At 63.1% G+C, this 21028-nt stretch carries 16 protein-coding genes and 1 pseudogene; 8 read left to right on the top strand and 9 right to left on the bottom strand.

Going from position 1 to position 21028, the window contains the following annotated elements:
* Window positions 1–676, bottom strand: a 676-nt coding sequence (locus tag VK804_RS12080) for an NAD(P)/FAD-dependent oxidoreductase (RefSeq protein ID WP_325371044.1), incomplete at its 3' end; no start/stop codon positions are given.
* 289 nt (window positions 677–965) lie between these two features.
* Here VK804_RS12080 and VK804_RS12075 point away from each other — a divergent pair.
* A complete protein-coding gene (locus tag VK804_RS12075; protein WP_325371043.1) occupies window positions 966–3659 on the top strand; it encodes a sensor domain-containing protein in 2694 nt (897 codons plus the stop codon).
* 40 nt (window positions 3660–3699) lie between these two features.
* The gene (locus VK804_RS12070; protein ID WP_325371042.1) at window positions 3700–5172 is read left to right on the top strand and encodes a glycerol-3-phosphate dehydrogenase; all 1473 of its coding nucleotides are present in this window, start codon (window positions 3700–3702) and stop codon (window positions 5170–5172) included.
* Window positions 5173–5184: 12 nt separating this feature from the next.
* On the opposite strand, the gene VK804_RS12065 is transcribed toward VK804_RS12070, so the two are convergent.
* From VK804_RS12065 to VK804_RS12055, 3 genes are read right to left on the bottom strand one after another with little or no spacing between them, the layout of a single operon-like run.
* Entirely contained in the window at window positions 5185–5595 is a 411-nt protein-coding gene (locus tag VK804_RS12065; RefSeq protein ID WP_325371041.1) for an aconitase X swivel domain-containing protein, read from the bottom strand.
* Window positions 5592–6830: an aconitase X catalytic domain-containing protein gene (locus VK804_RS12060; protein WP_325371040.1), complete on the bottom strand. Its 1239-nt coding sequence runs from the start codon at window positions 6828–6830 to the stop codon at window positions 5592–5594. The genes VK804_RS12065 and VK804_RS12060 overlap by 4 nt, the downstream gene beginning before the upstream one ends.
* Before the next feature lie 4 nt (window positions 6831–6834).
* Window positions 6835–7818 (bottom strand): tripartite tricarboxylate transporter substrate binding protein, encoded by a 984-nt coding sequence (locus tag VK804_RS12055; RefSeq protein ID WP_325371039.1) that lies wholly within the window; start codon window positions 7816–7818, stop codon window positions 6835–6837.
* 166 nt (window positions 7819–7984) lie between these two features.
* On the opposite strand from VK804_RS12055, the gene VK804_RS12050 reads away from it, so the two are divergent.
* The 3 genes from VK804_RS12050 to VK804_RS12040 are packed head-to-tail and all read left to right on the top strand — an operon-like array spanning window position 7985 to window position 10901.
* Window positions 7985–9175, top strand: coding sequence for an ABC transporter ATP-binding protein (locus tag VK804_RS12050; protein WP_325371038.1), 1191 nt, complete (start codon window positions 7985–7987; stop codon window positions 9173–9175).
* Complete coding sequence (locus VK804_RS12045; protein WP_325371037.1) at window positions 9172–10083, top strand: ABC transporter permease; 912 nt, start codon at window positions 9172–9174, stop codon at window positions 10081–10083. The genes VK804_RS12050 and VK804_RS12045 overlap by 4 nt, the downstream gene beginning before the upstream one ends.
* The gene (locus tag VK804_RS12040) at window positions 10083–10901 is read left to right on the top strand and encodes an ABC transporter permease (protein WP_325371036.1); all 819 of its coding nucleotides are present in this window, start codon (window positions 10083–10085) and stop codon (window positions 10899–10901) included. Before VK804_RS12045 ends, VK804_RS12040 begins: the two co-directional genes overlap by 1 nt.
* A gap of 166 nt (window positions 10902–11067) precedes the next feature.
* Here the strand turns inward: VK804_RS12040 and VK804_RS12035 are convergent, their stop codons facing one another.
* The 3 genes from VK804_RS12035 to VK804_RS12025 all read right to left on the bottom strand — a co-directional run bounded on the left by VK804_RS12035 (window position 11068) and on the right by VK804_RS12025 (window position 14290).
* Window positions 11068–11919, bottom strand: a complete 852-nt coding sequence (locus tag VK804_RS12035; protein WP_325371046.1) for a carbohydrate ABC transporter permease — start codon at window positions 11917–11919, stop codon at window positions 11068–11070.
* An 11-nt stretch (window positions 11920–11930) separates the two neighbouring features.
* Window positions 11931–12806 carry a sugar ABC transporter permease gene (locus VK804_RS12030; RefSeq protein ID WP_325371035.1) on the bottom strand — a complete coding sequence of 292 codons (876 nt, stop codon included), beginning with the start codon at window positions 12804–12806 and terminating at the stop codon, window positions 11931–11933.
* Between the two features lie 173 nt (window positions 12807–12979).
* The gene (locus VK804_RS12025; protein WP_414642764.1) at window positions 12980–14290 is read right to left on the bottom strand and encodes an ABC transporter substrate-binding protein; all 1311 of its coding nucleotides are present in this window, start codon (window positions 14288–14290) and stop codon (window positions 12980–12982) included.
* Between the two features lie 1337 nt (window positions 14291–15627).
* On the opposite strand from VK804_RS12025, the gene VK804_RS12020 reads away from it, so the two are divergent.
* The 3 genes from VK804_RS12020 to VK804_RS12010 are packed head-to-tail and all read left to right on the top strand — an operon-like array spanning window position 15628 to window position 18522.
* Window positions 15628–16749, top strand: a complete 1122-nt coding sequence (locus tag VK804_RS12020) for a 7-cyano-7-deazaguanine synthase (RefSeq protein ID WP_325371033.1) — start codon at window positions 15628–15630, stop codon at window positions 16747–16749.
* Complete coding sequence (locus VK804_RS12015) at window positions 16746–17930, top strand: XRE family transcriptional regulator (protein WP_325371032.1); 1185 nt, start codon at window positions 16746–16748, stop codon at window positions 17928–17930. Before VK804_RS12020 ends, VK804_RS12015 begins: the two co-directional genes overlap by 4 nt.
* Window positions 17905–18522 (top strand): hypothetical protein, encoded by a 618-nt coding sequence (locus VK804_RS12010; RefSeq protein ID WP_325371031.1) that lies wholly within the window; start codon window positions 17905–17907, stop codon window positions 18520–18522. The genes VK804_RS12015 and VK804_RS12010 overlap by 26 nt, the downstream gene beginning before the upstream one ends.
* Before the next feature lie 96 nt (window positions 18523–18618).
* Here the strand turns inward: VK804_RS12010 and VK804_RS12005 are convergent, their stop codons facing one another.
* Both VK804_RS12005 and VK804_RS12000 read right to left on the bottom strand, forming a co-directional pair.
* Complete coding sequence (locus tag VK804_RS12005) at window positions 18619–20559, bottom strand: AsmA family protein (RefSeq protein ID WP_325371045.1); 1941 nt, start codon at window positions 20557–20559, stop codon at window positions 18619–18621.
* 336 nt (window positions 20560–20895) lie between these two features.
* Window positions 20896–21028, bottom strand: a pseudogene (locus VK804_RS12000) (ISAs1 family transposase); the annotation flags it as partial.

Genomic DNA, 21028 nt, shown 5'->3' with positions numbered 1-21028 from the left:
ACGGCTTTGGGATCAGCGCCTCCGGCAGGCCAGCGATGTTGCGCGCGACATTGGGCGCATCAAGTCCGGCGGCGTTGACGAGCAGGCCGCACGCCAATGTCATCGGCGCATCGCCGCCGGTCTCGATCACGATCTCGCCGTCCTTCGCGGTGGCGCGCAACAGCGGCGTGTGGAATGCGAACGCCGCGCCGGCATCCTCGGCCTCGCCGCGCAACGCCAGCATATAGGCGTGGCTGTCGATGATTCCCGTTGAAGGCGAGAGCAGCGCGGCGTCGCAGTTCAGCGCCGGCTCGAGGTTGCGCGCGGCCTCGCCGGACAGCACCTGCATGTCGTCGACGCCATTGGCTTCGGCATGGGCCTTGATCGATTGCAGCTTCTCGGTCTCTGCCGGTGTCGTCGCGACGATGAGTTTGCCGCAATTGCGATGCGGGATGCCCTGGTCGCGGCAATAGCGATAGAGCGCCTGTTTGCCGGCAACGCACATCTGCGCCATCAGGCTGCCGGCCCGATAGTAGATCCCGGCGTGGATCACCTCGCTGTTGCGGGAGGAGGTAATGGTGCCGATGCCCTCGGCGGCTTCCAGCACGATGACTTCCCGGCCGCTTTGCGCCAGTCGCCGCGCCACGGCAAGACCGATCACGCCGGCCCCGATAACGACACACTCGACCTTGTCCATTTGCAGTTCGAATCCGAAGGTTGCTGGCGATGCCGCGCGCCTCGTTAAATTGGCGCTCGCTTGGGGTCAATCGTGCGCAGATGATCGCTCGGTTGGAGGATGATCTTGCCGACGAACCCGTTGAATTCGTTTCGGAACGCTTTCCGGACCGGTTCGCGTTAGGGAAGCATTAATCATGTCAGGGCAATTGCCGTAATTTAAGTCACATTATTGCGTCGCAGGGGTAGGTATTTACCCGATCAAAACCGGTGAAGCCAGACACTCCGCCCCTGAAATCCGCGGGTGACTGATGGCTGGCAAGAATTGGCAGGCAGGCGGCAAGAATCTGATTCCTGCGCAGGCCGTCGCATGCCTGGTCGTCACCGTTTTGCCGGTTCGATCGGCCTTTGGGCTGTCCGGCAACTTCGCGCCGGCGAGCTATCTCGGCACCGTCGATCCCAACATGGTCTGGGAAGCGCTGATCGGCGGCATCGTCGTGTGCTCCTTTCTCGCCGCCCTCGCACTCTGGATTCACACCGCGTTGCGCAAGGTCAAGCGTTCGCAATTGCGCCGCAATGCGTTCGTCAGTTCCGCCCTCGACCACCTCAGCCATGGCGTCGTCATGACCGATCCGCGGAAGCGGATCGTGTTCTGCAATGACCGTTATCTCGAGATCTACGGCCTGGCCCGTTCGGATATTCCGCGGCACATGACCGGGTCGGAACTGCTGGAGTTGCGGCGCGCGCGCGGCGTGCTCGACGTCAGCACCGAGGATTTCTACAAATATGCCGGGCGGCCGGAGGGCCTGATCACCGAACTACCCAACGGCCGGTCGGTGCTGGTCAGGTATTTCGGACTGCCGAACGGCGGGTCGGTGGCGACGCATGAGGATTACAGCGAGCAACGCAAGCTTTCCAAGCAGCTTGCCTCCACCAAGCAGTTCCTGGAATCGGTGCTCGACAACGTGCCGGTCTGCGTGGCTGCCAAGAGCATCGATGACCGCCGCTATATTTTCGCCAATCGCGCGTTCGAGCGTTTCTCGCGCTTCTCGCGCGACACCATCGTCGGCAAGCGCGCCGACGAGATTTTTCGCCCCGAGACCACGGCGGGCATCGAAGCTGCGGACCAGGCCGCGATCGACGCGCCGGAGGGCCAGTTCCGCAACGAATTCGTGGTCGAGCGCGGCCCGGAGAAGCGCGTCCTCGCCAGCAACCGGGTGATCGCGCGCAACGACAAGAATGAGCCGGAATTCCTGATTGCGCTGTTCGACGACGTCACCGAACGCAAATCGCTGTCCCAGGAGCTCGAAAACACCAAGAAGTTCCTCGAGCTGATCGTCGACAACATTCCGGTCTCGCTGATCGTCGAGCGCGTCAGCGACGGACGCTATCTGCTTGCCAACCGCAGCGCCGAAACCATTCTCAACCGTCGGCGCGAAGACGCCGCCGGGCTGACCGCCGCCGACATCTTCCATCCGCGGGAAGCCAAGCTGATCATCGCGCGCGACGAGGCGGCGATCAAGAAACGCGGGCTCCTCACCGAGGAACACCCGATCAGCACCAAGGACGGATTGCGGCTGTTCCTGACGCGCCGCATGACCGTGCTCGATGAGGCCGGCGAGCCGCAATATCTGATCAAGACCCACGAGGACGTCACCGATCGGCGCCAGACCGAGTCGCGGATGGCGCATATGGCCTATCACGACGGCCTCACCGACCTGCCGAACCGCGCGGCGTTCCTGCAGGCCCTGACGCAGATGATCGAGGCCTGCGAGGGTACCGACGAGGAATTCGCCGTGCTCTCCCTCGACCTCGACGGGCTGAAGGAAATCAACGACGTGTTCGGCCATGCCACCGGCGACAAGCTTCTGATCGAGGTGGCGCGCCGCCTGCAGAATTCCTCGCGCGGCGGCGTGGTGGCGCGGCTCTCGGGCGACGAGTTCGGATTGATCATCGACGGCAAGCAGCCGGTCGCCGGCATGCTGCTGGCCGAGCGGCTCGCCGAGGCGCTGTCGAACGAATTCATCATCGACGGAAAGTCGGTCCGCACCGGCGTCACCACCGGCATCTCGGTGTTCCCGCACAATGGTGCCGACGCCGCCTCGCTGCTCGCCAATGCCGGCGCGGCGCTGTTCCGCGCCAAGGCGAAATCGCGCGGCACCATCAGCATCTATGAGCCCGAGATGGACCAGCAGATCCGCGACCGCCGGGTGCTGCACCAGGATCTTTCGGTCGCGATCAAGAATGGTGAGCTGTCGCTGTATTACCAGCCGCAGGCGATGGCGCGGCAGACGGTTGCCGCGAGCGAAGTGATCGGTTTCGAGGCGCTGGCGCGCTGGCTGCATCCGGTGCGCGGCTTCGTGCCACCCTCCGATTTCATCCCGCTCGCGGAAGAAAGCGGCTTGATCGTCTCGATGGGCGAATGGATCCTGCGCGAAGCCTGCCGCGAGGCCGCCTCCTGGTCGAAGCCGCTGCAGGTCGCGGTCAACCTGTCGCCGGCGCAGTTCATGCACGGCGACGTCGTCAACCTCGTGCATTCGATCCTGCTCGAAACCGGGCTCTCGCCGGGCCGGCTTGAACTGGAGATCACCGAGGGCGTGCTGATCGAGGATTTCGACCGCGGCCTGGCGCTGCTGCGGCGGCTGAAGGCGCTCGGCGTGCGCATTTCGATGGACGATTTCGGCTCGGGCTATTCCTCGCTCTCCTATCTGCAGGCGTTCCCGTTCGACAAGATCAAGATCGACCGCGCTTTCGTCATGAATCTCGGACGCAATCCGCAGTCGGCGGCGATCGTCCGGGCGGTGATCGGGCTTGGCCACGGCCTCGAAATGTCGATCGTGGCCGAGGGCGTGGAAACCCAGGAGCAGCTCGGTTTCCTCGCCGAAGAAGGCTGCGACGCGGTGCAGGGCTATTTCCTCGGCAAGCCGCTGCCGATCGGGCAGTATGCCGCGCTGGTCGGCCGCGGCGACGGCAATATGATGCAGCCCGAGCGCAAGACCGGCTGACGGTTTCCACTTTTCCCGATCATGCTCTAGATGTCTGCCCATGGCGGACTACGATCTTGCGATCATCGGCGGCGGCCTGAACGGCGTCAGCGTAGCGCGCGACGCCGCAGGGCGCGGCCTGCGGGTGATCCTGCTGGAGCAGGGCGACCTCGGTTCCGCGGCCTCCTCGGCCTCGCCGCGGCTGATCCATGGCGACCTCGCGGTGCTGGAGCGCCGGGCGTTCCTGCGGGTGCGTACCGCGCTCGCCGAGCGAGACACCTGGCTGCGCATCGCGCCGCATCTGGTGCGGCCGATGCGCTTTGCGATCCCCGCCCATTCCGACGAGCGTCCGCCATGGCTGTTGCGCTTCGCCCTGTTGCTCTATGACCGGCTGGCCTCCCGCTCGCGGCTCCCGGCGTCGGTGACGGTCGACGTCACCCACCACCCGATCGGCAACGCGCTGAAGCGGCCGTTCGGCACCGCGTTCGAGTATTCCGATTGCGTGGTCGACGATTCGCGGTTGGTGGTCGCCCATGCCGTCGACGCCGCGGAACGCGGCGCCGACATCCGCACCGGGGCGCGCTGCGTGCGCGCCGACCGGCTCGATGTCTGGCGGCTGGCGGTGATCGACCGCGGCCATCGCCGGGTGGTCACGGCGCGCGCGCTCGCCAATGCGTCAGGCGCCTGGACCGCCTCGGTCGCCGAAACAATATTGCGGATGCCGCCGCCCGAGACCTCAACGATCCAGATCGGTCAGATCGTCGTCAGGCGACTGTTCGATATCGACAACGTCTACGTCTTCCAGCACGCCGACCGGCAGCTGATTTTCGCCAGCCCCTATGAGCGCGATTTCACGCTGCTCGGCACCGTTGGGCACGCCTTCAAGGGCGATCCTGCCGCGGTGGCGATGGCGGCCGCCGACGTCGCCTACCTCTGCGACGCCGCCAACCGCTATTTTCGCGAGCGGGTCGAACCCTCGGACGTGATCAGGACGGTCGCCGGCGCCAATATGGTCTGGGACCGATCGGGCAGGGCCCGCGCGTGGGATGGCGCGATGACGTTCGATGCGCGGCGCGGCAAGGCCCCGCTGCTGACGATCTTCGGCGGCGACGTCACCACCGCGCGGTTGCGCGCGGAGCGGGCAGTATCGAATCTCACGCCATTCTATCCGATGTCGCCGCGCTGGAGCGCCAGGACGCCGCTGCCGGGCGGCGACTTTGCGTGGGCCCAATTCGATGACGAAGTCGACCGTGCCCGCGCGCGCTGGCGGTTCCTCGATGAGGCTGAGGCCCAACGCCTGGTCTCGGCCTATGGCACACGTATCGTGGCCGTGCTCGGCGAGGCCAAGAGCCGCGCGGATCTCGGTCCGGCCTTCGGTCCGCACCTGACGGGCGCGGAGGTGCGCTATCTCATGCAGAAGGAATGGGCGCGGTTTCCCGACGACGTCCTCTGGCGGCGGACCAAACTCGGCCTGACCATGGCGCCTGCGGAGCGCGAGGCGCTGACGACGTTCATGGCGACAGCGGCGTCCTGACTTCGCGGATTGCTATCCCACCACCGTAATCACGCCCATCTGCGGATTCACTTCAACCTCGGCCCCATTGGGAATCGCGGCGGTGATGTCTTCGTCGAATCCCGCGAGCATCGAGACATCGCCGAGTGCTGCGCCCTGCGCGAGAATGGGGTTGACGGAATTGAACACCAGCGCCAGCGGCACGATGCCGCGCGATTTCATCTCGTGCAGCATCCAGGCCGTGGCGACGCCGCCCTTGGCCGTGTCCAGCACCAGGATCTTGCCGACATAGGATTGGCCGGCCAGTCTGTGCGAAGGACGGCTGAAGACGCCGTTGATGCGGTCGAGGTCGTAGCGTGCGGAAAACCCGTCATTGGCCACCAGCGCAGGGCCGCGAACGGTCGTTCCCATCGCATGTCGCGCGCGAAAGATTTTGCTGCTCATGGCCGCGCCAATTTTCCGCTTGCGGCCGCGTCCACGCAGGCCTCCATCGATGCCAGCATCGGCCGGTAGCCGTAGCCGCCCAGGATATTGACCAGTTTCGCGCTGTTGGTGGCGAGGCGCTTCCAGCCGCGGGCTTCCGAAATTTCGCGCGCATAGGATTGATAGAAGCACATGCCGGACAGCACGTTGCCGCCGGCCGCCTCGATGCGCGCCGTATAGCCCATGCGATCGGCGTCCGGCTTGACCTGCGGACTGGTCACCGCGAGCATCGGCACCTTGAAGCGCCGGCCGTCACAGAGTTCGGCCAGGTCCGACAGCTCATAGAGGCTGAGCTGCGGCGCCGAGAACACCACGACATCGACCGCATCGTCGGTGTGATAGGATCTCTGCAATTGGTCGGCCTCGGCCCGGGTGATCCGGTGGCATGGCAAATCGGGCGAGGCCACGTCGCTCAACTGGCCGGCTTCGGGCGTCAGCCCCACCAGATGATACAAGGCGATCGAACCGAAGCTCGCCATCGACGCGCCGAAATGCTTGAGCTGATCGGACTTCGGCGCGCCCTCGATGCCTTCGATGACGGGAACGGACCAGTAGTTGCCGGCGATGCGCCCGATCACGCCGCCGAGCGCGCCCCAATCGTTGAGCGAGGTCGGCGTGTACTCGAGCTGAAAGCGCAAGGTGGCTTGCCGCTTTTCCGGCAGGTGAAAGCCGTAGCGCGGCGTTCGTCCGGTCAGGCCCGCCGCCAGCGCCGAGGGACCGCCCTCGAAATTGGACCGCGCGCCGCAGACAGAGTTGGAATAGATCACGACGCCGGTGTCGCCGAACGCGACATGCTCGTTGCGGGTCGGCGCCTGGATGGTCTGATAGTTGATGCAGGTGTTGGTCATGGCGACGCCAAGCGCTTCGAACGCAACGATCGTCCGCCGCTCGAGATCGAGCATCGCCGAGGTCTGGCCCAGCAGGTCGGCCTTGGCGAAATCGGTGCCGCGCGGATCGGTGATAGTGGAAATCCGCACGCGCCGCTGCCCGGCCGTGGTCGCGGCGAGGCCCTCGAGCCAGCGCACGCCGGCTTCGCCGAGGCTTTCGGTATCGGCCATCAAATGGGCCTGCGTCACCGGCACCAGATCCTCGGCGCCGAAGAATTCGCCGACCTTGATCTGGTGCTGCAATGCCTGCTGTGGCACCGGGCCGGCTTGGCCGGCGAGGATATCCTTCTCTTCGTCGTTGAGTTTCATTCGATCAATCGATCCTGATGTCAGCGTCCCGCACCGCTTTACCCCATTTCGCCAGTTCACTCTGCTGAAAGCTCGCGAGGGCCGCACCAGCCAGGGCAGTGGGGATCACGCCCAGCGGCTCGAGCTTGTTCCGGAACGCATCGCTGTGGACGATCCGCTCGATTTCACCGACCAGGGTCACGGTGACGGTTTCGGACATCCCGCGAGGCCCAAACACGCCCCACCATGCGGTGGTTTCAAATCCATCGTAGCCGGACTCGGCGATGGTCGGCACATCGGGCAGCACCAAAGACCGTGCCTTGCTCGAAATCGCCAGCGCCCGCAGCTTGCCCGCCTGCACATTCGACAGCACCGACTGCAGCGGATCGAACATGATCTGGATCTGCCCGCCGATCAGGTCGATGATCGCCGGCGCACTGCCCTTGTAGGGCACGTGCTGGATATCGATGCCGGCCGCCCTCTTGAACATTTCGGCGGTCAAATGCCCCGGCGTGCCGGCGCCCGCGGAGCCGTAATTGAGTTTTCCGGGCGAGCGCCTGGCGAGCGCGACCAGTTCGGCAAGTGTTTTCACGGGCTGCGCGGGGTGCACGACGATCGCGACCGGCGCCAGCACCACCAGGGCAACGGGGGTGAAATCGCGGACGGGGTCGTAAGGCAGATTCCTGTAGAGCGCGGGATTGATGGCTTGCGTCCCCACCGTCCCCATCAGCAACGTCTGGCCGTCGGGCGCCGACCTCGCCACGGCCTCGGTGCCGATCGAGCCGCCCGCGCCGGCGCGATTGTCGATCATGAACGTCGCCTTGAGGGCCTCGCCCAGCATCTGCGCCAGAGGCCGCGCCACGATATCGGTCGGGCCGCCGGCCGGAAACGGAACGATCAGGCGAATTTGCTTGCCGGCCAATGATTGGGCGCCACCGGGCCGCGCCCTGGCCAGCAATCCGGTGGCTGCCGCAGCCGAGGCTATTCGCACGAATTGTCGGCGGCGCATCAATTTCCCGGTCCCAATCCGCCGAAATCGCTCCGGCTTGCCGGCGATGCTAGCGGCTGCCATCCGGCAATGGGAGTCCGAAGATGGTCGCGGCGATTGAATTTGCCATTGCGCATCATCGATTTCCGCCGCTAGCGTGCGGCCACCATTTGGGCTGGCGAGGAAGATGGCCGACGAACCGACGACACCCGAACCGCAGGCGGAAGCGCCGCCGCTGGCCGTGAAGCCCGCGCCGCCGCCTGCGCCCGCGCCGGACATGCCGCTGCTGCGCATCGACGCGGTGGTGAAGAAATTCGGCAGTTTTCGCGCGGTGGACCGCTTGTCGCTCGACATCCGCGCCGGGGAATTCTTCGCGCTGCTCGGTCCGAGCGGCTGCGGCAAGACCACGCTGTTGCGGATGCTCGCCGGATTCGAAACGCCGGACGAGGGCCGCATCCTGCTGGAGGGCAGGGATATCGCGCCGGTGCTGCCGCATCAGCGCCCCGTCAACATGATGTTCCAGAGCTATGCGCTGTTTCCGCATCTTTCCGTGCGCGACAATATCGCCTTCGGGCTCAAGCGCGCCGGGATGGAGCGCGCGCAGATCGATGCCCGCGTCGCCGAGATGGTGGCGCTGGTCAAGCTCGACGGGCTGGAGAGGCGCAAGCCGGACCAGCTCTCCGGCGGCCAGAAGCAGCGCGTCGCGCTGGCGCGCTCGCTGGCGCGCCGGCCGCAGGTGCTGCTGCTCGACGAGCCGCTGGCGGCGCTCGACAAGAAGCTGCGCGAGAGTACGCAGTTCGAGCTGATGGAATTGCAGCGTCGGCTCGGCATGACCTTCGTCATCGTCACCCACGACCAGGAGGAGGCGATGACGGTCGCCGACCGGATCGGGGTGATGGACCAGGGCCGCCTCGAACAGGTGGCGACCCCGCGCGAGCTGTATGAGGCGCCCGCCTCGCGCTGGATCGCCGAGTTCGTCGGCGACATCAACATCTTCGAAGGCCAGCTCGAAAGCCGCGAGGCCGGCCGCATGATGATCGCGACCAGGGACGCCGGCACCATCGCGGTCGCCGAACCGCGCCAGCCAGTCACCAAATCGCTGGTCTGCGTCGCGATCCGCCCCGAGAAAGTGAAGCTGTCGCGCCGCGGGCCGGTGTCGGACGCCAGCAGTGCGCATGCCATCAACCGGCTGGAGGGCATCGTCACCGACGTCAGCTATCTCGGCGGCGTCACCTGCTACAAGGTCAAGCTCGACTCCGGCGCCACCTTGCGCTCCTCGATGGCGAACACGGCGCGGATCGACATCGATGCCTACAGCCCGAGCCAGCGCGTAGTGGCCTGGTTCACGCCCGACGATTGCGTGGTGCTGGAGCAATGAGCAATCGCCGCATCTTCACCCGCCCGGCGCGAACAGCCGCGATCGCGCCCTACGTCTGGATGGTGCTGTTCTTCCTGGTTCCGTTCGGCTTCGTGCTCAAAATCAGCCTGTCGCAGACCGCGATCGCCCAGCCGCCCTATCTGCCGGTGTTCGACGTAACGCAGGGGCTTGCCGCGATCAAGGCGGCGTTCGCCGCGCTGTCGCTGGATAATTTTAAGCTGCTCGTCTCCGATGATCTCTACATCCTTTCCTATCTGCGCAGCCTTGTGGTGGCCGCGGTCTCAACGTCGATCCTGCTTCTGATCGGCTATCCCATCGCCTATGGCATGGCGCGTCTGCCGAAGCGATGGCAGAGCGTGGCGATGATGCTGGTGATCATTCCGTTCTGGACTTCGTTCCTGATCCGCATCTATGCCTGGATCAACATCCTGCAGCATGACGGCCTGCTCAACAAAATCCTGCTCGCGCTGCATCTGGTCTCCGCGCCGGTGGTCTGGCTCTCTACCGATGGCGCGATGTATCTCGGTATCGTCTATTCCTATCTGCCGTTCATGATCCTGCCGCTCTATGCGACGCTCGCCAAGATGGATCCGGCGCTGTTGGAAGCGGCCAGCGACCTCGGCAGTTCGCCGCGCCAGGCGTTCTGGCTCGTGACCTTTCCGCTGTCGCTGCCCGGCGTCGCCGCCGGCGTGCTGTTGTGCTTCATCCCGATAACAGGCGAATTCGTCATCCCTGATTTGTTGGCAGGTTCCGATTCGCTGATGATCGGCCAGACGCTGTGGCTCGAATTCTTCACCAACAAGGACTGGCCGGTGGCCTCCGCCGCGGCCGTCGTCCTGCTGCTGTTGTTGGTGCTGCCGCTGATCCTGTACGACCGCATGCAGCGCCGCCAGCTGGAGCGCGCGTGATGGCGGAGCGCCAAGTGAACCGGCTGTCGCGCTTCAATGTGGCCTCGCTGGCGCTGGGGCTGGCGTTTCTCTATTTGCCGATCGTGATCCTCGTGATCTATTCGTTCAATGCCTCGCGGCTGGTGACGGTGTGGGCCGGCTGGTCGCTGCAATGGTACGGCGAATTCTTCCATGACAGCGCCATGCTGGAAGCCGCCTCGATGAGTTTTCGGGTGGGCGCGACCTCGGCCACTATCGCGACCCTGCTCGGCACGCTGGCGGCGATCGCGCTGTCGCGAGGCGAGCGGTTTAGGGGCCGCACGTTGTTTTCCGGCATGCTCTATGCGCCGCTGGTGATGCCCGAAGTCATCACCGGGCTGTCGTTGCTGCTGCTGTTCGTCGCCCTCAACGCCGAGCGCGGCTTCTGGACCGTCACCATCGCCCACACCACCCTGACCATGTGTTTCGTCGCCGTGGTGGTGCAGTCGCGTCTTGGCGCGCTCGACCGCAGCCTCGAGGAAGCGGCGATGGACCTCGGCTGCGATCCCCTGCGCGCCTTCGTCGCGGTGACCTTGCCCTTGATCGCGCCCGCGATCGCGGCGGGCTGGATGCTGGCGTTCACGCTGTCGCTCGACGATCTCGTGATCGCGAGTTTCACCACCGGCCCCGGCTCGGCGACGCTGCCGATCCGGATTTATTCGGAGGTGCGGCTCGGGGTGAAGCCCGAGATCAACGCGATCTGCACGCTGATCGTCGCATTGATCGCGGTGCTGATCGTGGTGGCTTCGCTGGTGTCGAAGCTGTCGAACGCGAAGGCTGAGAGCGCTGCGCCGCTGTAGCGATTGGCGTATCTCCGCAAACTCCGTCGTCATCCTGAGGTGCGCGCCCTTTCTTGCGCGCCTCGAAGGATGTGCCGACGGCGCTTGTGGCCGCATCCTTCGAGGCTCGCTGAAGAGGCTCGCACCTCAGGATGACGACAGCATTTGTTGTGGCCGATCATCTCGGTCAGAACTTCACCGCGCCCGCCGTCAGCCCGCCGACCATGTAGCGGCGGAAGGCGTAGTAGATCGCGGCGGGGGGCAGGGCGTAGATGAATCCGGTGGTCATCAAGAGTTCCCAGGGTGAATCGTCGGCGGAGAGGAAATTGCCGAGGGCTACCGGAAGCGTGATGTCCTTGTCGTTGGAGAGCAGCAGGAAGGCGTAGAGATATTCGTTCCAGGCCAGCAACACGGCATAGGTGCCGATCGCGACCAGCGAGGGCATCATCAGGGGAATGTAGACCAGGCGAAACAATTGCAGCGTGGTGGCGCCGTCCATGGTGGCGGCCTCGTCGAGTTCGACCGGCAGCTTGTCGGAGGCCTGTTTCAGCACCCAGATCGCGTAGGGCGAAGCGATCGTCACCATCGCCAGAATCAGCGCCCAGTGATTGTTCAAGAGGCCGTAATTGCCCATGGTGCGGTACATCGGCACGGCGAGGAACGCCGCCGGGATGAAGTAGGTGAACAGCGCCAGATTCATCACCCAGCGGCCGCCCGGCACTTTCAGCCGCGAGATCGCGAACGCCGCAGCTGTCGCGATGAACAGCGTCAGCGCGCCGGTCGCGGCTGCGATCACGATCGAATTCCAAAGCTGCAGCCAGAAATCCCGCAGGAAATAATGCTGTTCGTAAAACACGATGTGGAAATTGTGCAGCGTCGGATGGGTGGGCCACAATTTGCCGGAGAACGCGTCCTCCTTCGGCGAAATCGCGAACAGGAACATGTGGTAGATCGGCACCATGGTCCAGATCAGCACGGGGATGCCGATCAGCAGCAGCCACGCCTCGGTGCCGACTTCGCGCAGCGTCGGGAATCGCATGCCGGGCAGCTTCATCGCGACAACCGTTTCATCATGAAATAGACCAGCGGCAGCACCAGCGGCAGCGCGCAGACGATCGAGGCCATCGAGAGGTCGAGCTGGTCGAGCCGGAGATAGCGGATGCCTAGCGTTGCGAGCACATGCGTGAGGTCCGCCGGGCCGCCGCCGGTCAACAGATAGACGCTGTTGAAGTCGCCGAGCGTCCAGATCATCGACAGCAGCGTGCAGGTGAGATAGAGCGCCTGCATCGAGGGCCAGGTGATGAAGCGGAATTTCTGCCACCAGCTGGCGCCGTCGACGTCGGCGGCCTCGAACAGGTCGGCTGATATCGCAAGCCGCCCGGTCATCAGGATCAGGGTCCAGAACGGCAGCGATTTCCAGATATGCACGCCGATCGCCATCGACAGCGCCACGGTGGGATCGTTGAGCCAGTTCGGGCCGTCGTCGCCGGTGAAGCGGAAGATCAGCTGGTTGATCACGCCCCATTCCGGATTGAGCATGAAGCGCACCGACAGGATGGTCGGGATCGAGGGCACCGCCCAGGGCAGGATGAACAGCACCGACAGCCATTTGATCCAGCGCCGCTCCTGGATGAAGAAGCCCGACAGGAACAGCGCGATCACCATCTTGATGTTGATGCCGATGACAAGGAAGATCAGCGTATTGACGGCGGCGCGCGCGAAAATCGGATCGTGGTAGAGCGCGACATAGCTCGCCGGATGCCGCGCCAGCCACAGCCCGTAGCCGACGGGATAGACCACGAAGGCTGCGAACACCAGGACATAGGGCGCGATCATCACGATGCCCCAGACCTGCGGCACCGTCAGCCGCGCCGACAACGGCGCGGTTGGGAGGACGTGGTCGGAGGTGGAGAGCGTGATTGCCATGGTCAGTTGTTCATCCCGCGTGCATTTCCCTTACCTCGCCCCGCTCGCGGGGAGAGGTCGAAATTCGCGACAGCGAATTTCGGGTGAGGGGGACTCTCCGCGAGCCGGCTCGTTGAGAGAGCCCCTCACCCCGACCCTCTCCCCGTGAAGAACGGGGAGAGGGAGTATTCATTCTAACCCGCCACTTCCTTGATGCGCGCGATCAACTCGTCCACGGCCTTGTCGACCGGGACCTTCTCGCTGACCACGCGGTTCATCGCTTTGGCCCAGACGTTCTCGTTGTTCAGGATGGTGAACTTCCAGTTCTTCGTAAAATCGAACGGCTGGGTGCCGCCGGTGAACTGGGCATAGACCGCGCGGCGATGGCGGTCGGCCTGCCAGAACGGGCTCTGCTGGCTCGCCGTCGTCACCGGGAACCAGCGGCCGAGCGCGCCCTCGATATAGGGCCGGAGGTTCTCCTCCTGCATCAGGAATTTCACGAATTCCTTGCCCTCGGCCTTGTTCTTGGCGTTGGCGAAGATCAGCCCGGTCTTGACGTCGGAGCGGTATTTGATGGTCGATCCGTCCGGCGCCTTCGGGAACGAGGCGGTGATGATGTCCTGCTCATAGGCCTGCTTGCCGGCCGCGCGCTGCGCGTCCGTCAGCGCCGGGTTGTTTTCATCGTCGAGCCACTTTGCCGCGATCGAGATCGTGAAGTTGTGGGTCATCACGATGGTCTTGTTGTGGAAGGCGACGTTGTTGTCCGGATCCTTCCAGGTGGTGGAGGAGGGCGGCGTGCAGCCCTTGATGTAGGTGTCGGTGTAATCCTTCAGCGCGTGGATCAGGCCATCGCGCGTCTTGGGATCGTCGACCAGGAGCTTGCCGTTGTCGTCGACCAGCTTGATGTGGTAGGCGTCCATGAAGGTGTAGAACGACTGGAAACTGTCGGTGGATTCCACGCCCATCGGCTGGCCGACGCCATAGATGCGGCTGTTGGTCGCCTTGCGGATCGCCGGCTGCACCTTGTCGCACCAGAACGACCAGTAATCGTTCCACTGGGTCGGGATGTCCTCCTGCTTGAAGCCGGCTTGCGCCAGCATGTCCTTCCAGATCTGGACGTGCATGCTCTGCTGCTTCATCGGGAAGCCGTAATAGGCCCGCTTCTTGGCGACGTCGTTGTAGAGCAGCACGGTGTCCAGCGTGTTCGGCGCGAACGCCGCCTTCATCGGCAGCAGGATGTCGGAGAGGTCCTCGAGCTTGCCCTCGAACGCCCATTTGCCCTGCGCCTGAACATCGTAGCTATCGGAATAGGCGACATCGGGCACGGTGCCGGAATCCATCGCCGCCACCGTCTTCGGGATCATGTCCTGGATGGCGTATTGCGACAGCTCGACCTTGATGCCGGTCTTGGCCTCGAACTTCTTGATGGCCTCGAGCAGCGCGTCGTCCTCGGACTTGTAGAACCCCTTGCCGAACCAGACCGTGATCGTCTTCTGCTGCGCCATCGCGGGCGCGACGAGGCCGAGCCCGATGGCGGCGGCGAGCGCCAGTGCAAGCGTGCGAATTCCCTTTGGTGTCACGTCGTTCTCCCTGATATCTGCCGATCTTTTAACCGGTTGGGTGAAAGCCTAACGCATTGCGGCGGCCTGATCCAGATGGCGGGGGTACATCTTGCGTAGGGGAGCGGCCGTAGCTTGGCACCGGCGGTGCGCTCCCTCTCCCGCGCTTGCGGGGGAGGGCGGGGTGGGGGTGCCTCAGCACAACGAACTCGTCGGGCAAGTAACGCGCAAACAGCAAAATCGTCATTGCGAGCGTAAGCGAAGCAATCCATCTTTCCGCTTGCTGCGCCATGGATTGCTTCGCTGCGCTCGCGATGACGTTGAGATAGAGATCCGCATTCTCGCCGCATGCAATGCGCGAGGTTTGCTCTAAATTCTCCGCCCTTTCCAATCAAAGGGCGTGGGGAATGCCGGGCGCTCAATGCACCCGCAGCCTCGCGTGGGAAAAAATTAGTACCACACGAGTTAGTCACCACGAGTCCACCGGAAAACCCGGCATTCCCGCACGCGATGGTGTTAACGGCTGCTCCGTGATCTCCCCGGTGCTCCGGGCTTGTTGGCCACCGTCGCCTGCGCGCCTAAGCGCAAACTTGACACCAGCGTCGGGGTGCCAGGACCACACGGCTTGGCCGTCCGCCGGCACGCGCGCCCGTCTTGCGCGCCGCCAGCGTCCACCGCATCCCGCCCCGCGTTGTTGACGTTGCGCAACGCCCCTTTGGTGGGACGGGATGGGAGGAATATATGATAATCCGAATATTCGGTAAAGTAGAATATTTTTTCGATAGGGGCTTGACAGCCGGAGGCGGACAGCCCAGCGCGGATAATGGTGATTTGCCCGTCGTCGGGCGTCCAGTTTCCGCTGGCGTTGACCGCATAGCGGCTCTTGTTGCGGCCAACCAGCGCATGAAAGCGGAACCCGGCAAATTCATGTCCCTGGGTCGCGATGCATCATCGAGCGCGCGCAGAATGTTGGAGATTCGCCTCGTATTCTGCACGCTGATTCTGCACGCTGAGTCGGCACATGACCAGGAATAACAATGAAATCAGTATCTTAATCACTATTTGACATTGTCATAATATTTTTTATATTAATCTGACATGGAGATTCACCAAGATGAGTGACGGTCCGCATCGAACCTTGCCCATGCGGCGCCATTGGAAAGACACGGCAGAGCGAGCAGCGAGGCCGGTCCATTCCGAATCGGAGGTTTGCGAAGCGCTGACTTTTGCGTTGAAGCGCGACATTCTAGAAACTCCAATTGAGAAAATGCGGGAGATTCTCGATGGCCGGAAACCTGCGCATACCTGTGCATGATCCAAGACGGTGGAGAGCTCCTGCCGTTTCAACTGCCTTGCATGATGCGCTCGGCTTTCTAACCGGCGATTTCTGGACGATTGCTTTCGTGAAGCGATCCGGTAAAGCGTCGCCACCGGCTCAGGAGCGTCTTGAGCTTGGCGTTCCGACGGAGGCGGTTATTGCTTACAGCGAAGGTATGGACTCGCGTGCGGTCGCCGGAATTGTGGGCGCCTCTCTTGGCGACAAGCTTGTCCGGGTCCGCGTGGGGTCAAACGCCGTGGACCATCCCAGCCACCTCGGCGGAAAGGAGCCGTTCGCGACTGTTCCCTATAAGGTCAAAAGCCGTGGCGAAACGAGCGCTCGGAGCCGCGGTTTCAAATTCACGCTTATCAGCGGTCTTGCTGCGTATTTGGCGGAAGCGGAGAAAATATTGATCCCCGAAAGCGGGCAAGGATCGCTTGGGCCGGCCCTTGTTACGGTCAGTCATGCTTACCCCGACTATCGCAATCACCCGCTGTTTACGAAGCGGATGGAGCGGTTCTTAGAGGCGCTGCTAAGAACGCCGGTGCGATTTGAATTTCCCCGGATTTGGAACACCAAGGGTGAAACGCTGCGGGACTTCGTTGACCTCGGCATCGGTAGCGCCTGGATATCAACGCGGTCCTGCTGGCGTAATAGCCAGTGGGTTTCGCTGGATGGAAAGCGCCGCCAATGCGGCGCCTGCGCGGCTTGCCTGCTGCGGCGCCTTAGTGTGCACGCGGCCGGACTTACCGAAGACCCGAATATCTATATTTGCATGGACATGGATGCCGCGTCCGTTGGCGAGGCCGTCGATCCGCGTTTCACGCATTGCAATGCGGCCTTCGAGCAATACGCGCTTGGTGGCGTCTTGTATCTTGATGACCTTGCGGCCATGGCCGGTGGTGATGAACAAGCGGCAGTCCGCCGTCATGCCGTCCTCCTCGGGCCGGCAATGAACCTCAGCGCCGATAGAGTGGAGAAGAATCTCAGCTTGCTGCTCGCTCGCCACGCGCTCGAATGGAAGAACTACCTCAGGGACCTCGGCCCTAACTCTTTTGTCAGAAAATGGACTCGGACTAATCAATGACTGGGAATGCGGAAAGACTTTCGGATGTTGAAATCGGCGAACGGCTTCGCCTGGCGAGAGAGATTGCAAAACTCACGCAGGAAGAGGCAGGCACGATTATCGACGCAGCAAGAACGACGATCGTTGCGATTGAGCAAGGAAAACGCCGCGTTCGGATCGAAGAATTGCAAAAGCTCGCGGCCGCGTATGGCACGTCCGCTAATACGATACTCAGGCGGGAAGCTGTTCATCTGGATATGGTGCCGAGGTTTCGAAAGCTTCCACAAAGTGAGGATAAAGCGGTAGAAGACGCAACGAGGCTGCTCAACGACCTTGTTCGCGCGGAAATCGAGCTTGAAAATGCTCTTGGTATAACGCGAGTTCGCAACTATCCGCCGGAGCGACCGATCCTTCCTGGGAACGTCAGAGAACAGGCAGAGCAAGATGCGCAAGAATTGCGCGATTGGCTCGGCCTTGGTGCCGGACCCGTCTCCGATATCGTTTCCATTCTTGATATGCAACTCGGCATCCGCATTTACGTGCGACGCCTTGATGCAAAGGTCGCAGGATTGTACGCCTATGACGATACGGCGGGCGCCTGCGTTCTCCTCAATCAAAACCATCCGCTGGAAAGACTTACGTACACTGGCGCGCATGAAGGTGGTCATTTTATATCGACGCGCAAGCAGCCCGAAGTTCTAACCAATGTTGATAAGCCCAAGTCACGGGAAGAACGTTATGCGGACGCATTTGCACGTTGCTTTCTGATGCCTGCTCGGGCGGTCAGGCAACGATTTGCACAGATAACGGCCGGCCAATCACATCTGACGCGGCGACACATTATTCTGCTCGCCCACGCTTTTGGTATCTCCCGTGAGGCCATGGTTCGCAGGCTTGAGGAACTGTCTCTTGCGAGGGAGGGCACGTGGGACTGGTTTACCGCGAATGGCGGGATCACGGATGATCAGGCTCGGCAGGTACTTGGCGAAGTCCCGAACTCTTCGCTAAATCCAGTCCGGGCGCAGGGGTATGTCCCGCCGCGCCTCGCTTTGCTCATGCGTGAGGTGTGGAAACAAGAAATGTACAGTGAAGGTCAGCTCGCTCGGCTCCTTCGATTAAATCGTCATGAAATAAGAGAGATTCTTGACGGCGCGGAAATGGAGGAAAGCGAAGCTAATGAGCTCGTCAAACTTTCCGACTGATCCGCGAGTTACACTGATTGGTGATGCGAGTGTTGTAATAAATTTGGTTGCTACGGGACGTGCCAGCGAAATTATTGGAGCGCTACCCAATCCCTTTGCCATCACTGATAACGCTTACACAGAGATCAAGGACGGTTCAAAAAAAGGGCATGATGATTATGAGCAGCTGGTAAGACTGATTGCCGCCGGTTTGGCGAAGCGTGTAACGCTTGGTGCATCGGCGTTGACCGTCTACGAGTCGCTAATCGACGGATCGGCGGTACTCACTCTCGACGATGGTGAAGCTGCTACGATCGCATACGCCCATGAAACATCCGGTGTAGCTCTCATCGACGAACGGAAGGCGAGGAGTCTCTGCGTCGCTTCCTTTCCTCGATTAATCGTCATTTCAACGGCCGAATTGTTGATGCATTCCGCGGTTTTGGCGTCACTCGGCAAACAGGGGCAGGCAGATGCGATCTTTAGTGCTCTTATGATTGGGCGCATGAGGGTCCCAATTGAGCACATTTCGCAACTAACAAGAATCATTGGAGATGAACGAGCTGCCCAATGCTCCAGCCTACCAAGAGCATGGCGTAAACCGAAAAGTTGAAGCAGGTTGGAGAAGTGTTTCCCCCGGCGCTCTATGGACGGCGTTGGCGATGATGACAGGCAGCTTTACCGGACGCAGAACCTACGCCCGCAGGCCCTATTTCCTCGCCGCCCCACCCGCCGGCGCCGCGGCTCCTGCATCATCCGCCGCCGCCGGCTTCAACCCGCCGCCCGTGAACCGCTCCAGCGCCGACTTCACCTGATCCCTTGTCTTGCGGTCTTTCAGCGCATCGAGCAGCGGCGCCGAGGCCGGCGAGCGGCGGATCAGAATGTCCGGGTCGGGAAAGATCAGCGGGTCGTCCCACGGGCCCTGCACCACGAAGGGCAGTTCGAAGCCGGGCGCGCCGCCGGCGGGCGTGTTCAGGCTGGCGACGCCCCGCAAGTCGTATTCGCGCTGCGGCACCGAGGCGGTGCCGGTCATGGTCAGGTGCGCGGCGGGGCCTTCGAGGCGGACGTCTTCGGCAGTCGCGATGCCGTCGGAAAATTTCACCGCGACCGTCAGCGTGTCGTAGGGCGTCGAGCCTTGCCGGAAATTGCCGCCGCCGGAGAGCGGCCGACGCTCCAGCCGCTTCAACAACTGCTCGGCGTTGAAACCGTTGATGGCGCCGTCATGGCCGATCAGGCTCGCGGTGCCGTCGAGCGAGGACACCAGCCCGAACGGGCTCGAGCCGGAGGCCACCAGCGAGACGTTGAGATTGCCGCGGCCGGTCAGTTTTGTGATGCCGAACAATTCGCTCGTGCAGGTCTGCAGGTCGACGTCGGTGAACTGAAATTGCGCCTTGACGTCGGCCATCGTGTCGGAGCGCGCGATGCCGAACGAACCCCTCGCCTCGCCGCCATACATCTGCGCTTCGCCGACCGAAAGCGCCAGCGCGCCGCCGCGCAGATTGGCGCCGAACGCGGTGCGGCCGAGTTTTGTCGCGCCGACGGTGACGCGCGCGGCGGACAGGCGCATGTCGAGGTCGGTGGACGATAGCGCGTTGAGGTCGAACACCTGCCGGTTCCAGTCATGCGCGCCGCTCGCGAGCAGCCGGAAGGTCTGGATATACGGCGTGAAGTCGAGATTGCCGGCGGCGAGCGTCGCCTGCAGCGTCTGGCGGCCGTTGTTGGACCAGGTCATGACGCCCTCGGCGACATTGCCGTCGAGCTCGACATTGACATTGGTGAGCGCGACCGACGGTCCGACCATGTTGGCGCGCGCCTTCAGCGCGAAGCGGCCAAAACCGCCGGCGCCGGGCGGTGCCTGGCCGGCCCAGTTCAGCGCTGAGCGCAACGAGGGGCTGTCGATGGTGAGCGTGCCCTCCATCATCATGCTGGTGCGGTCGGCGACCGTGCCGTCGAAGGCGAGCTTGAGGGGCGCACTCGACAGTCGCGCTTTCAGGCCGGAGCGGTCGCCCGACAGTGCTGCGACGAAATCGCTCGCCGAGATCGAGCCGTCGACCCGCTCGCCGCGCCAGTCGAACTGGCCGGTGGCGGCAAAGGAACGCGAGATCGAGGGCCAGGCCAGCGACAGGTCGATATTTCCCAATGTTTCCGCGGCGCCGGCCCCAGTGCCCTGGTAGTCGAGCTCGCCATCTTCGATCCTGATCTCGGAGAACGACAGCTGGTTGTCGGCGCCGGGCTTCATGGTGCGGACGATGGTGTCGATGAACGGCGTCCAGTTGCTACCGCCATCGCCGTCGCGCACGATGTGGATATGCGGGCGCAGCATCATGACATCGGCGATCTCGAACCGCTGCAAGAGCAGCGGCAACAGCCTTAAGTTCGCGGTCAGCACGTCGACCGAGAGCGCGGGGTCGGAAGCCGCGCCGCCCTTCAGCCCGACGTCATGAAAGGACACGTAACTGCCGGGGAAAACCGAGACCTCGATGTCGCCATTGATGACGAGATCGAGCCCGGTCACGGCGCGGATCTGCGCTTCCACCGCGCCGCGCAAGCTGTCGCGGTTGATCAGCCAGGAGGTCGCGACCAGGGCGATCAGCACCACGCCAAGCAGCGCCGCAATCGGCGTCCCCAGCCGCTTCATTGCCTGGGCCATCGTCAAGGACATATCCAAGTCTGGTTGGAACCGAACGCGGGCAGCCGTCGCCGGGTCGCTGTGGTTGCGAGGTGCAGGCCGGGTCCCCCACCCACGCCAGCGCCGCGCAACTTGATGGGTTTTCTTGACGCTTTCAAGGCCGATGGGGGGTTTGCTCCGGCGGTCGATCTCCCGCGAGCGGGGAGAGGTGATCCAAGCGCGGTGGTCGATCTCCCTCTCCCCGCCCTTTCGCGGGGAGAGGGTGGGGTGAGGGGCTCTCTCAACGATCTCGACTCGTGGAGAGTCCCCCTCACCCGGATTGCTTCGCAATCCGACCTCTCCCCGCGTGCGGCAGGGCTATCGCATATGGCTGAGAGCAGCCATGAGGAAGGCGTTATCCCATCCGGCGCGTTTGATTTTTCGCCGCAGGGAGGCTCGATCTGGGTGAGTTCGCAGGATGTTGAGGGCGAGCCTGCGCATGGTGGCGAGG

The sequence above is a fragment of the Bradyrhizobium sp. genome (genome assembly GCF_035484855.1).
Taxonomy (GTDB): Bacteria; Pseudomonadota; Alphaproteobacteria; order Rhizobiales; family Xanthobacteraceae; genus Bradyrhizobium.
The sequence above is the reverse complement of the archived record's forward strand: the minus strand, read 5'-3'. Positions and strand labels throughout refer to the sequence as shown.

What these genes read in the sequence shown, in the direction of transcription:
- VK804_RS12075 (WP_325371043.1), top strand. Translation starts at nt 966, where the DNA reads ATGGCTGGCAAGAATTGGCAGGCAGGCGGCAAGAATCTGATTCCTGCG.
- VK804_RS12070 (WP_325371042.1), top strand. Translation starts at nt 3,700, where the DNA reads ATGGCGGACTACGATCTTGCGATCATCGGCGGCGGCCTGAACGGCGTC.
- VK804_RS12065 (WP_325371041.1), bottom strand. Translation starts at nt 5,595, where the DNA reads ATGAGCAGCAAAATCTTTCGCGCGCGACATGCGATGGGAACGACCGTT.
- VK804_RS12060 (WP_325371040.1), bottom strand. Translation starts at nt 6,830, where the DNA reads ATGAAACTCAACGACGAAGAGAAGGATATCCTCGCCGGCCAAGCCGGC.
- VK804_RS12055 (WP_325371039.1), bottom strand. Translation starts at nt 7,818, where the DNA reads ATGCGCCGCCGACAATTCGTGCGAATAGCCTCGGCTGCGGCAGCCACC.
- VK804_RS12050 (WP_325371038.1), top strand. Translation starts at nt 7,985, where the DNA reads ATGGCCGACGAACCGACGACACCCGAACCGCAGGCGGAAGCGCCGCCG.
- VK804_RS12045 (WP_325371037.1), top strand. Translation starts at nt 9,172, where the DNA reads ATGAGCAATCGCCGCATCTTCACCCGCCCGGCGCGAACAGCCGCGATC.
- VK804_RS12040 (WP_325371036.1), top strand. Translation starts at nt 10,083, where the DNA reads ATGGCGGAGCGCCAAGTGAACCGGCTGTCGCGCTTCAATGTGGCCTCG.
- VK804_RS12035 (WP_325371046.1), bottom strand. Translation starts at nt 11,919, where the DNA reads ATGCGATTCCCGACGCTGCGCGAAGTCGGCACCGAGGCGTGGCTGCTG.
- VK804_RS12030 (WP_325371035.1), bottom strand. Translation starts at nt 12,806, where the DNA reads ATGGCAATCACGCTCTCCACCTCCGACCACGTCCTCCCAACCGCGCCG.
- VK804_RS12025 (WP_414642764.1), bottom strand. Translation starts at nt 14,290, where the DNA reads ATGGCGCAGCAGAAGACGATCACGGTCTGGTTCGGCAAGGGGTTCTAC.
- VK804_RS12020 (WP_325371033.1), top strand. Translation starts at nt 15,628, where the DNA reads ATGGCCGGAAACCTGCGCATACCTGTGCATGATCCAAGACGGTGGAGA.
- VK804_RS12015 (WP_325371032.1), top strand. Translation starts at nt 16,746, where the DNA reads ATGACTGGGAATGCGGAAAGACTTTCGGATGTTGAAATCGGCGAACGG.
- VK804_RS12010 (WP_325371031.1), top strand. Translation starts at nt 17,905, where the DNA reads ATGAGCTCGTCAAACTTTCCGACTGATCCGCGAGTTACACTGATTGGT.
- VK804_RS12005 (WP_325371045.1), bottom strand. Translation starts at nt 20,559, where the DNA reads ATGGCCCAGGCAATGAAGCGGCTGGGGACGCCGATTGCGGCGCTGCTT.